Origin of the sequence: Streptococcus sp. A34 (assembly GCF_043674115.1) — a bacterium.
Classification (GTDB): Bacteria; Bacillota; Bacilli; order Lactobacillales; family Streptococcaceae; genus Streptococcus; species Streptococcus suis_V.
In genome coordinates, this window is sequence record NZ_JBIMJM010000048.1 from 1 (window position 1) to 11,929 (window position 11,929).

13 protein-coding genes and 1 riboswitch are annotated in these 11,929 nt (G+C 44.9%); of the genes, 6 read left to right on the forward strand and 7 right to left on the reverse strand.

Annotated features, from left to right (window positions below; all coding sequences use genetic code 11):
* Positions 1-241 precede the first annotated feature (241 nt).
* Together ACHBGV_RS09480 and ACHBGV_RS09485 are read right to left on the reverse strand one after the other, a co-directional pair.
* The gene (locus tag ACHBGV_RS09480; RefSeq protein ID WP_172022509.1) at positions 242-634 is read right to left on the reverse strand and encodes a DUF4430 domain-containing protein; all 393 of its coding nucleotides are present in this window, start codon (positions 632-634) and stop codon (positions 242-244) included.
* Entirely contained in the window at positions 631-1,119 is a 489-nt protein-coding gene (locus ACHBGV_RS09485) for a hypothetical protein (RefSeq protein ID WP_105123087.1), read from the reverse strand. The genes ACHBGV_RS09480 and ACHBGV_RS09485 overlap by 4 nt, the downstream gene beginning before the upstream one ends.
* Before the next feature lie 222 nt (positions 1,120-1,341).
* On the opposite strand from ACHBGV_RS09485, the gene ACHBGV_RS09490 reads away from it, so the two are divergent.
* From ACHBGV_RS09490 to lysS, 6 genes are all read left to right on the forward strand, one after another.
* Positions 1,342-2,187 carry a glycoside hydrolase family 25 protein gene (locus ACHBGV_RS09490; RefSeq protein ID WP_394736210.1) on the forward strand — a complete coding sequence of 282 codons (846 nt, stop codon included), beginning with the start codon at positions 1,342-1,344 and terminating at the stop codon, positions 2,185-2,187.
* Between the two features lie 9 nt (positions 2,188-2,196).
* A riboswitch (TPP riboswitch) is annotated at positions 2,197-2,292 on the forward strand.
* 47 nt (positions 2,293-2,339) lie between these two features.
* Complete coding sequence (gene thiT, locus ACHBGV_RS09495) at positions 2,340-2,897, forward strand: energy-coupled thiamine transporter ThiT (protein ID WP_394736211.1); 558 nt, start codon at positions 2,340-2,342, stop codon at positions 2,895-2,897.
* 83 nt (positions 2,898-2,980) lie between these two features.
* The gene (locus ACHBGV_RS09500) at positions 2,981-3,823 is read left to right on the forward strand and encodes a DUF368 domain-containing protein (protein WP_105110689.1); all 843 of its coding nucleotides are present in this window, start codon (positions 2,981-2,983) and stop codon (positions 3,821-3,823) included.
* 11 nt (positions 3,824-3,834) lie between these two features.
* Positions 3,835-4,314, forward strand: a complete 480-nt coding sequence (locus tag ACHBGV_RS09505; RefSeq protein ID WP_394736212.1) for an aminoacyl-tRNA deacylase — start codon at positions 3,835-3,837, stop codon at positions 4,312-4,314.
* 1 nt (position 4,315) lies between these two features.
* On the forward strand, positions 4,316-4,939 hold the full coding sequence (locus tag ACHBGV_RS09510; protein WP_105110687.1) for a histidine phosphatase family protein: 624 nt from the start codon (positions 4,316-4,318) through the stop codon (positions 4,937-4,939).
* A gap of 89 nt (positions 4,940-5,028) precedes the next feature.
* Complete coding sequence (gene lysS / locus ACHBGV_RS09515) at positions 5,029-6,519, forward strand: lysine--tRNA ligase (RefSeq protein WP_105123083.1); 1,491 nt, start codon at positions 5,029-5,031, stop codon at positions 6,517-6,519.
* Between the two features lie 176 nt (positions 6,520-6,695).
* Here the strand turns inward: lysS and ACHBGV_RS09520 are convergent, their stop codons facing one another.
* The 5 genes from ACHBGV_RS09520 to ACHBGV_RS09540 form a co-directional block, all read right to left on the reverse strand.
* Positions 6,696-7,280 carry a 3'-5' exonuclease gene (locus ACHBGV_RS09520; protein WP_105123082.1) on the reverse strand — a complete coding sequence of 195 codons (585 nt, stop codon included), beginning with the start codon at positions 7,278-7,280 and terminating at the stop codon, positions 6,696-6,698.
* Positions 7,281-7,384: 104 nt separating this feature from the next.
* Positions 7,385-8,443 carry an LLM class flavin-dependent oxidoreductase gene (locus ACHBGV_RS09525; RefSeq protein ID WP_394736213.1) on the reverse strand — a complete coding sequence of 353 codons (1,059 nt, stop codon included), beginning with the start codon at positions 8,441-8,443 and terminating at the stop codon, positions 7,385-7,387.
* Between the two features lie 111 nt (positions 8,444-8,554).
* On the reverse strand, positions 8,555-9,805 hold the full coding sequence (locus tag ACHBGV_RS09530) for an ABC transporter permease (protein WP_172058985.1): 1,251 nt from the start codon (positions 9,803-9,805) through the stop codon (positions 8,555-8,557).
* Entirely contained in the window at positions 9,805-10,500 is a 696-nt protein-coding gene (locus ACHBGV_RS09535; RefSeq protein WP_105110682.1) for an ABC transporter ATP-binding protein, read from the reverse strand. The genes ACHBGV_RS09530 and ACHBGV_RS09535 overlap by 1 nt, the downstream gene beginning before the upstream one ends.
* Positions 10,481-11,647 (reverse strand): efflux RND transporter periplasmic adaptor subunit, encoded by a 1,167-nt coding sequence (locus tag ACHBGV_RS09540; RefSeq protein ID WP_105123078.1) that lies wholly within the window; start codon positions 11,645-11,647, stop codon positions 10,481-10,483. Before ACHBGV_RS09540 ends, ACHBGV_RS09535 begins: the two co-directional genes overlap by 20 nt.
* Positions 11,648-11,929: the final 282 nt, after the last annotated feature.

An 11,929-nucleotide genomic window follows, 5' to 3' on the forward strand; every position in this document is an offset into this window, starting at 1 on the left:
GAACAGACAGCTGAACCAGTTGAAACAGCTGTTTTTTGGCTAGGTTGGGGTGGCTAACTTCATTATAGAACTTTCGATTATTCTGTTCACTCAATTTTAATAAAATATACCGGCCTATTTCTCTGCAAAATCAGGAATGTCAATTGACCATTTTCACAACTATAATTTATTCTTCAAAGCATATAAAAAGCCAGAGGCAATCCTCTGACCTAGTTTGTTTAAGTGCTCTAGCTATTTGAGTTTATTGAAAGCTTTCAAGGTAGAATTCAACATCGTCTCCTTCTTGTAGAATTTGTTCTGCAGCACCTTTTTCTGCCAAGCTACCATTGACCTTATACATCCAGTAGGTATTACTGGCTGGATCCTGACTTTTTCCGTCGATGACCGTAACCATGCCGTTTTCTTCCTCGATATCGTGGTACTCTTCCAGGACATCCATGACAGAATCACTAGCTTCAAATCGGACATTTTTGGTAGAATTCTGACCATCACTCGTAATCCTCAAAGTGGCCTCAAGTAGCTGACTGGTTTCCTCTACCTGACTGCTAGCTGTAGGCTGGTTGCTCGTTGTCGAACACCCTAGCAAAACCAAGGCGGTTAGGACACTAACACAAATTCTTAGTAACCGTTTCATTTTATAAACCTCCGAAAAATCCCGTCAATAATTGGGTAAAATAAGGCAGTTGATACTGCATGGGCCACATCAAAACTCAAGCCATTTAGCCAATAGACCCATGGATTGACCCCAAATTGTAGGGCTGACAGAAGACTAATGACCAATCCATATAGAAAAGTGACTACAGCAGCTAACAACATAGGTATGAGGACTGAATTCCAATAGCTCAACCGCAGGCCGGACCATACCCATTTCCACACTAGCATGATAGCTGCAAAACTGAGAATCTGCCACAAAACAACTATCCCAAACCCCATATAAATAGCCGTCCCAAACATGGTCAAAGCCATGATGAGGAAAGCATCTGCCATGGGCAAAAAAAGGCTGGAGACTAAAAATATAGCTGTAATGGGCTTGATATTAGCAAAAGGAAAAAAGGCAAATCGAAGTGCTATGCAAACGCTGGCTAAGATAGCAATTCTACTAATTTTCTGGGTAGTCATGCAACTCCTACTTCATTTTTAGGACCTGTATTCTCATGCAAGAAACTTGTTGGACAAATTCGCAACGGAGAAAGGTTCCGCCCTTTAATGACAGGTTCTTATATCCATTAGTAGCATACCCCAATAGCCAGGATATGTCAAGCGGATGAAAGTTAGCTATTTCCTGCATAAATGAGACTATTTTTTTTGATTTTTCCAGATCTTTGAGTTAAAATAAAAAAGATGAGAAAGAGAATTAAACCTATCATTGTGATTGTTTTCTTTGCTCTATTCACTTCCTTGATTCTCTTGACTCGGACCATGGCTATCCAAGCTGAAAAACGGGCGGCAGCAATTCAAGAAGCTCAAATAGAAAAGGAAGCAAAGAAGATCACAAGCGCAAGCTCTACCTATGTCATAGAGAATGCTTTAGAAATGAAGCCAATCATTGACGTTTCCGCATGGCAACGACCTGAGGATATCGACTACGATACGCTCAGCGAACAGATTTCTGGAGCTATTATCCGGATTCAGAGTGGTTCCCATACAAAGAAAGAAAACTCTGCCACCGATAAAAATGGAATTGACAAGTCCTATAAGCAACATATTGAAGAATTTCAAAAGCGGGGAGTTCCCATCGCTGTCTATGCTTATGTGACAGGAAATTCTATAGAAGCCATGAAAAAAGAAGCCCAATCCTTCTACAAGCTGTCCTCGCCTTACAAGCCAACCTTCTATTGGATGGACGTTGAGGAAAAGACCATGGGTGATATGAATGCCGGCGTCGAGGCTTTCAGACAGGAGTTGGTAGACCTTGGTGCTAGAAATATTGGACTCTATATTGGCACCTATTTTATGGATGAACATAGCATCACAGTAGATAAGTTTGATGCCCTGTGGATTCCAACCTATGGGATGGACTCGGGTTACTACAATGCCGCTCCCAACACTGATTTGGCCTACGACCTTCACCAATATACTTCACGAGGTTACTTGAATGGCTTTAAATACCATCTGGACCTCAACCTCATCACTAGCTTAAAAGACCCTAACGAGGTCTATCAAAAGCTCTTTACCGTTCCTGAGTAACAACTAAATAATTTCACAAAGGAGTGCTTCGGCTGAGATCGCATCTGCGAAATCCTCGAACCTGATCTAGGTAAGACTAGCGTAGGGATTGTGTTTTATGGATATCATAAAAAGCCAACCCTCCTTTCATTGCAACCATAAAGGAGGTTTTTATGTCCCATACTAAATTACGTACCCTGGCTGAAGTAGCCATCTTCTCTGCCATTGCCCTGGTCTTTGACAAACTGCCGCTCTTCACTATGCCCCAAGGTGGATCGGTTTCCTTGGTCATGCTGCCCATTCTCTTTCTGGCACTCAGACATGGCCTGGCTATCGGTGTGCTAGCAGGTGGAATTGTCGGTACCATCCAACTCTTCTACGGCGGCTACTTCCTCAATCCCTTCCAGGTCTTTCTGGATTACGCCTTATCCTATGCTGGAATTGGGTTGGCAGGGCTATTTACAAGACCTTTTAAAGCCAGTAAGACCAGCACAAGTGCAATCAGCTGGATTGGACTAGCCAGTCTACTTGGAGGCAATATTCGTTTCCTGGCCAACTTCCTGGCCGGAATCATCTTCTATGCTGACTACGCTACACCTGGTATGCCTGTCTGGCTCTACTCTCTTCAATACAATATCAGCTATATTCTGCCATCGACCCTGATTGCAGCAGGTCTGTTGATTGTTCTCTACAAATCAAGACCTGCCTTCTTTAAGGTAAAATCATCCTAAGTCTGTCCGTTTTGGCAGGCTTTTTTCGACGAAATTCGGTCTATGTGCTATAATGGGTCCATTACATAATTTTGGAGGAATTTATGTCATCTTGGATTTCAAGAATTATCAAGGGAATGATTATCGCCCTTGGATTTATTTTGCCCGGTGTTTCTGGTGGTGTATTGGCTGCGATTTTGGGCATCTATGAGCGGCTCATCGGCTTTTTAGCCAATATTCGCAAGGATTTCAAGGAAAATTTGCTCTATTTTATCCCTGTTGGAATCGGGGGAATTTTGGGTATTGCCCTCTTCTCCTTCCCGGTTGAATTCCTGCTCAAGCACTTCCAGGTACCCGTTCTCTGGGCCTTTGCCGGTGCCATTGTAGGAACCATTCCTAGCCTGCTCAAGGAATCTACTCAAAAGAGCCAGCGTGACAGTATTGACTGGATTTGGCTGGTTGCAACCTTTATCGTCTCTGGTCTTTTACTCTACAATTTGAACAGTTTGGTCGGAACCCTGCCAGCTAGCTTTGCTAGTTTTGTCTTGGCTGGTGCTCTGATTGCTCTGGGGATTTTGGTACCTGGGCTCAGCCCGTCTAACTTGCTTTTGATTTTAGGGATTTACACGCCTATGCTCAATGGATTCAAGTCCCTGGACCTGCTTGGCACTTTTCTGCCTATTGCTATCGGTGGGGCCCTAGCTATGGTGGCATTTTCTAAGTCCATGGACCATGCTCTCAAGGTCTACCACTCCCGCGTTTACCACTTTATCATCGGTATCGTCGCTTCATCCACCATTCTCATCCTTATCCCACAAGCAGGTAATGAGGAAGCCATTTCCTATGCTGGAGCTGGCATCGGAACCTGGCTTGCTGCCCTTGTCCTCTTTGTTCTTGGTGCCTGGCTTGGCCTTTGGATGAGCAAACTCGAGGAAAAATACAAGTAGGAGGTTATCCTATGGCAAAGAAAGAAAAAATCAAGAAAACCTTGGTCGACCAGATTCTGGACAAGGCCAAAATTGCCCACGACAGTCTGATCATCAATGCCCTTGAAGGCAAGGTACCTGAAGGTATCCAAATGGAACAAATCTACAAAACCCTGGCCCTAAAAGGTGATAAGACAGGGCCCATTATCGGAATTGTTCCCATTACCGAGCACCTGTCCGAAAAGAAATTGGCCAAGGTCTCTGGCAACAAGAAGGTCACCATGATTCCACAAAAGGATCTGGAAAAGACAACCGGCTATGTCCACGGTGCCAACAACCCTGTCGGTATCCGGCAAAAGCACAATTTTCCTATCTACATAGACCAGTCAGCACTGGAAACGGGCTACATGATTGTCTCTGCTGGTGAAGTGGGCCGTTCCATCGGCATTGATAGTCAGGTCCTGGCTGATTTTGTCAAGGCTAGTTTTTCCGATTTGACCGAGGGAGACTAGCATGAGGATTTACTTTATCCGCCACGGCAAGACCGAGTGGAATCTGGAAGGTCGATTTCAGGGTTATTCTGGAGATTCGGCTCTCTTGCCTGAATCTTATCAGGATTTAGAAAAACTAGGCAAATACCTTGCTGAAATCCCCTTTGATGCTATTTATTCTAGTGATTTGCAGCGCGCACATAGCACTGCCGTAGAAATTGCCAAAGCCAATCACCATTGCCAAACCGTTCTAATCACGCAACAATTACGTGAATGGAATTTTGGAACGTTAGAAGGAAGCAAGATGGCAATTTTTCGTGCCATCTACCCCAAACAAGCCTGGGCACTCAAACATAATCTAGCCCTTTTTGACAATGACCTATTTGAAGCAGAAAGTGTCCATCAAGTTACTCAACGGATGGTGGATTTTATCCAATCATTAAAAAGACAGGACATGGATAGGGTCTTAATTGTCAGCCACGGAGCTATCCTAACCGCTTCCATCCACCGGCTGCTCGGATTTACACCCGCCCAGCTCCGTCACCGCGGTGGTTTGGATAATGCTTCCATTTCCATTTTGGAAACGACAGACTTTGAACACTTTACCGAGCTGGTTTGGAATGATACTCGCTATAAATCTCACTAAGAAAGCAGTTTCCTGCTTTCTTTTTTGCTGATTTTTTACCTCTTCTATGATAGAATAGAAGGAACAGACTTTGGAGGAATGAAAATTTTATGTCTACTGAACATTTTGAAGAATTGAATGACCAACAACTTGTCCGTCGTGAGAAAATGACAGCTCTTGCAGAACAGGGCATTGACCCCTTCGGTAAGCGATTTGAACGCTCTGCTGATTCTGCTCAGTTGAAGGAACAATACGAAGACAAATCAAAAGAAGAATTGGAAGAGCTGGGTCAAACGGCTATTATCGCTGGTCGTATCATGACCAAACGCGGTAAGGGTAAGGCTGGCTTTGCCCATATCCAAGACCGTGAAGGGCAAATTCAAATTTATGTCCGTAAGGATGATGTTGGCGAAGAAAATTACGAAATCTTCAAAAAAGCTGACTTGGGTGACTTTGTCGGTGTTGAGGGCGACGTCTTCAAAACAAACGTGGGCGAATTGTCTATCCACGCTCGCAAGCTGACCCATCTGTCTAAGGCGCTCCGCCCATTGCCAGAAAAATTCCACGGTTTGACAGACATCGAAACCCGCTACCGCAAGCGTTATTTGGATTTGATTACCAACCGTGAGAGCTTTGACCGCTTTATCACGCGCTCAAAAATCATTTCTGAAATCCGTCGTTACCTGGACGGACTTGGTTTTTTGGAAGTGGAAACGCCCGTTCTCCACAATGAGGCTGGTGGTGCTGCTGCCCGTCCATTTATTACCCACCACAATGCACAAAACATTGATATGGTCTTGCGTATCGCGACTGAATTGCACCTCAAACGCCTGATTGTCGGTGGTATGGAGCGTGTCTATGAAATCGGCCGTATCTTCCGTAACGAGGGTATGGACGCCACTCACAACCCTGAGTTTACTTCAATTGAGGTCTACCAGGCCTATGCTGACTACCAAGACATCATGGACTTGACCGAGGGCATTATCCAACATACTGCTAAGGCAGTTGTCGGCGACGGTCCTGTTACTTATCAAGGAACTGAAATTGCTATCCACGAGCCATTCAAGCGTATCCACATGGTCGATGCTATTAAGGAACAAACTGGTGTGGACTTCTGGCAGGAGATGAGCTTAGAAGAAGCTATCGCCCTGGCAAACGAACACAAGGTTCCTGTAGAAAAACACCATACAGAAGTTGGCCAAATCATCAACAGCTTCTTTGAAGAGTACGTTGAAGCAACTCTTATCCAACCAACATTTGTCTATGGTCACCCAGTAGCCGTGTCACCACTAGCTAAGAAAAACGATGAAGACCCACGCTTCACAGACCGCTTTGAGCTCTTCATCATGACAAAGGAATACGGAAATGCCTTTACAGAATTGAACGACCCAATCGATCAATTGGAACGCTTCGAAGCCCAAGCTAAAGCCAAAGAATTGGGTGATGACGAAGCAACAGGCGTGGACTACGACTATATCGAAGCCCTCGAATACGGTATGCCACCAACAGGTGGACTTGGAATCGGAATCGACCGCCTCTGCATGCTCTTGACAGATACTACTACTATTCGAGATGTGCTCCTATTCCCTACTATGAAGTAAGTTTGAGATGAATGCAGTTTTAGGGACTCATATCAATTCCAATAGTCCACTGGACTATTGGACTCCCTAATATGAAATATGCTCTAGCTGAACGCAAATTTATAGCTTCACACCAATTCCAACTAGAAAATCAAAAAAATGAGTTACAGTTTCATTGCTGTAGCTCATTTTCTCTTCTAATCAAACAGATTTCCTAGTCCGGCAAAGGGATTGTTGGTCACGACTTCCTGCTGACCTAGCATCTGTTGGTTTTCATCAAACTCTAAAAATTTCTCATATACCTGGGCGGTCATACGAGCATCTTCTAGGCTATTGTGCCCTCGTCCCTTGACACCTAGATAGTCCGCCACTGAGGTCAGCTTGAGATTGACGATACTGTTTAAGTCTGTTGACCGACGCTCCAAGGCCTCTTCATAGAGGTCAACTTGGTACTGGTCCTTCAAATCCAGACCATTTTCTGCCAAAATAGGTAGATCAGACTTCATAGCATTATAACCGATGAGGGCTGCTTGTCCCACAAAGGCCTGAAAATCTGCTAAAACTGTCTCTATTTTAGGGGCAGTTTTAATCTTCTCTGCGGTGATACCTGTCAAACCGTTGATAAAGGACTGGAGGGGAACATCTGTGTAAACATAGCTGTCGAACTGGTCCACTTCCTCATGGTTGACAAACTTAACTGCCGATAGCTGAATCAGCTGATAGGCACCGTTGCCCGCATTAAATTCCAAATCAAACGCTACATATTCCTGTAAATTTTCCATTTTGCACCCTCAAACATCTATTTCTGCATCTATTATACACCATTTTTTCCTAAAATGGACAGATAAAAAGGCTGGCAAATACCAGCCTTTCAGTGAGGGCAAATTTACTTTCCAGCCTCTTCTTTTTTAGCAAAATATTCTCGCACAATCGGTGCGACTTCTTTACCATAAAGCTCGATAGCACGGAGGACATCCTCATGTGGCATTGAGCCGATTGGTAAGTGGAGGAAGAAACGCTCCAAATCCAAGATTTCGATAGTTTGGATAATTTTTGCAGCGACGTGCTGTGGATCGCCAACAATGCTTGCTCCTTCATCTGTCAAAGAATAGAGGTATTGGGCCTTGGTCATTTCAGACCAGTGTGGCCGGTCCTTGGCGATATTGTTAGTGACCACTTTAGTTGGGTGGAAATATTCCTCAACAGCCTTGTCATGGTCATCAGCAATCCAGCCCCAAGAATGAGCAGCAACCTTAGTTTTCTCAGGTAAGTGACCGGAATTGCGAGCCACCTTGCGGTAGGCATCTACCAGCGGTTTGAAACGATGAGCCCCTGCTCCAATGACTGCATAAACGATTGGCAGGCCTTTTTGGGCAATCTTGATGGTTGACTCGACATTGCCACCAGTCGCTACCCAGATAGGAAAATCTTCCTGAACAGGTCGCGGATAAACAGGCTTATTGTCCACCGACTGGGTGAATTTACCACCCCAAGTCAAGTTGGTAGCTTTGTCAATCTCTAAAAGCATATCCAATTTTTCATCGAACAGTTCTTCATAGTCATGCAAATCATAACCAAACAAGAGGAAGGACTCCGTAAAGGAACCACGGCCAGCCATGATTTCCGCTCTGCCGTTTGACAAAGCATCAATGGTGGTGTACTGCTGATAGAGGCGGACTGGATCCATAGAGGAAAGAATCGAAACTGCTGATGTCAGTTTGATATGCTTGGTATTGACAGCACCTGCTGCCAGGACAATTTCAGGTGCAGAGACCGCAAAATCTTCGCGGTGATGCTCCCCAATCCCATAGACATCCAGGCCAACCTGGTCTGCCAGTTCAATCTCTTTGACCAGCTGACGAATGCGCTCGTCGTGGCTGTACGTTTCTCCTGTCTTTTCAAGAGGGGTTGTTTCTCCAAATGTTGAAATACCTAATTCTACCATGATGTTACTCCTTTAATCTGAATGATGTCCTTATTTTATCTTTAACTAGTGACAATGTCAAGCCGTTTGCTCACAGAAAAACGACTAGGAAAAACCTAATCGTTTTGAATGTTATTCATATCGCAGTGCTTCAATTGGATCCAATTTAGAAGCCTTATTTGCTGGGAGGACACCGAAGATGATACCAACCAGGGCTGAGAAGGCGAGACTCCCCAGAACCACTGGGATAGAGATGACGGCGGACATACCCTGACCCATGACCTTGCTGATATTGAGCAAAACGACAGTCGTTTGGGCGATTAAGAGACCAATGGCACCGCCCAGAGTGGTCAAGACCATAGCCTCAATCAAGAACTGACTCAAGATATTGGCACGAGTCGCTCCCAGTGCCTTCCGCAGACCGATTTCCCTTGTCCGCTCGGTCACGGATACCAGCATAATGTTCATCACGCCGATACCGCCGACCAAGAGGGAGATACCTGCAACCGCACCTATAAAGGTGGTCACAATACCTAGCTCACTCTTGAAACTTTCAATCATGGCAGACATGTCAAAAATATCATAGCGAGCCTCTTTTAGACCAGAAACCCTAGTCAGATAGTCCGCAGCAGCCTGACCAACCTCTGTGACCCTGGTCACGTCTTCGACATAGACATAGAGTCCAGAATTTTCTTTCATGCCCATCTCTGCAGCAACCTGGGTATTGGCCATAATGGCATTACCGCCTGAGTTCATCCCAAACATGGCCGTGCCAGCATTGGGCTCCTTGTAAACACCGATAACTAGATAGGCATTGCCATTGAGAGAAACCGTCTGGTTGAGGGAGGCTTCCATGGAGCCAAACAGTTTTTCAGCCAGATTGACATCCAGCATGATAATGCGAGCAAAGCGACTATAGTCATTAGGAGTGAACTTGCGTCCTGCCAAAATTTCTAGATTTTTGACATCAAAATAGGAATGGCTGACCCCATTGATGGTCACATTATCAGATGATTTGTTACCGGCTTCTATTGTTCCCATATTACTCAAATTGATATAGTAGTTGCTTAAACCGTCAATTTCCAGAAGTCCTTGCAACATGCTATGGGTCAAGTCAGGCTCTTCTTCCATAGACATTTCCCCAGTGAAGCCAGCATTAAATAAACCCGACGAAACCTCTTCTAAATTTACATAAGGAGAAAAATGGACAGAGACATTATTTTGCTCCCCAGCCAGGGCCTTCTCCATGGATTTCTGTAGACCTTCACCTAGAGCCATGATGATAACAACAGCAGCCACACCGATAATGATTCCCAGCATGGTGAGGAGGGAGCGCATCTTGTGGGCTAGGATTGATTTTAAGGCAAATTTCCAATTTTCCATTAAGCCTCCTCCCTTCTTCTATCCTCAGTGATAATCCCGTCCCGAAGAACTATTTTCCGCTTGGCATAGGCGGCAATCTCTGGCTCGTGGGTGACCATGATAATGGTCTTACCTTCATTATTGAGCTCAGTCAAAAGCTCCATAATCTGCTGGCCAGTCTTGGTATCCAGGGCCCCCGTCGGCTCATCCGCCAAGATAATGGCTGGGCTATTGACCAAGGCACGCGCAATAGCCACCCGTTGCTTTTGACCTCCAGACAATTCCGACGGCAGGTGGTCCATACGTTCTGCCAATTCAACTTTTTCTAGGTAACGTTTGGCCTTTTTCTTACGTTGGTTGGACGGTACTCCTGCATAAATTAGGGGTAACTCCACATTCTGCAAGGCGTTGAGCTTGGCAAGGAGGAAGAATTGTTGGAAGACAAAACCGATTTGGTCATTGCGGACCTGGGCCAACTTTTTCTCCGATAACTGGCTGACTTCCTCGCCTTCTAGCCAATAGTTGCCAGAACTAGACCTGTCCAGCAAACCAATAATGTTCATGAGAGTGGATTTACCAGACCCGGACGGTCCCATAATGGCTAGAAATTCTCCCTCTTCGACTTCCAAATCAATATCCTTGAGAACTCGCAACTCCTGGTCACCGTTTTTATAGGATTTGTTGATTTGTGTGAGTTTAATTAGCTGGTTCTTCATCGGCTTCTACCTCTTGACCCTCTTGTAAGTCAAAATCTGGGAGGACAATGACATGGTCACCAACAGACAAGCCCTTGATCACTTCCTGGTTAAGAGCATCTGCATTACCCAGAGTCACCTCTACTTTTTTAGCCTTACCATCTACCAATGTCCAAACAAAGGTCTTATCATCCTCATAGACAACAGCTGTCACAGGGACCAAGATATTTTTGCTGGTGTTGACCACTTCCATATTGACAGTGAAACCTTGCTTGAGGTCGCCGATATCGCTAGTCAAAGTCACCTTGAAAGGATACTTGGCACCACCACCAGATCCGCCGCCACCCGGTACTGCTACCGCAGTTTGATCATTGGCTGGATAGTTTGAAATATAGGAAATTTTACCAGTCCAGGTCTGTTCTGGATAGACTTTAGTGCTTAATTTCACTTCTTGGTCAACCTTGATATTGGCCAAATCATATTCTGTAAGCTGACCTGTCACCTGCAGGCTATTTTGGTTGACGATGTGAATGACTGTCTGGCTATTGGTCGAGCTCTTAGAAACAGACTTATTGACCTCAACAACTGTACCTGATACGGTGCTGGCAACGGTCGCTTCATTGACGGCCGTCCATGCCTTGTCTACCGCCGCTTGGGCATCCGCATAGGCATCATTCAAATCCGCCAATTGCAAATCAATGGAACGTTGGGCAGAGGCCGCTGCTTCTCCATCCAAGGCTGGGTCACCTGTTGTTGGCAAGGTCTGACCACCATTTTGTACCTCATATATTTGACGTCCAATCTTATCCCGTCCACGCACAGCCGAATCAAGAGCCGTCTGCAATTCATAAGCATCATAGCGAAGCAGGGCCGTTCCAGCCTCTACCTGGCTCCCCTGTTCAACGTAAAATTCACTGATATCGCCTTTAGAGGGGTCATAATAGACAAACTGCTCTTCACCCGCAGCCACTGTCCCCGTCAACAAGGTCGACGAAGCAATCGAACCTTCCTGAACCACCCTGTAGGTCATGGGTAATGTAAAGTCTTCACCTGCGCTACCTGAACCACCTAAGGCATTAGAGAAGAGCAAGGCCCCACCGACCAGGGCTACCGATGCAACCCCAAGACCAGAAAAAAGGGCAATTTTTGCTTTTTTGGACTTAAACATATCTGTCTCCTTTACATGTTACAAAAATAATTGTCTTATAAAGATAATACACCTATACATCGTTTTTTGCAAGTGTTTTCCATACTAATTTTATAACATTTTTGTCAATTATCCCACTTACATTTTTGTAAGAAATAGCTTCTATCAATCATGCAGGTATGGCCAGTATTTTTACAAAACAATAGTAAGAAAAACCTAAATAAGGTTTCAGACTGAAGACAAAGTCGTTAGAATTGTATTTCTAACGGCTTTTTCATATGTAAAGTAGTATAATAGAGTTAG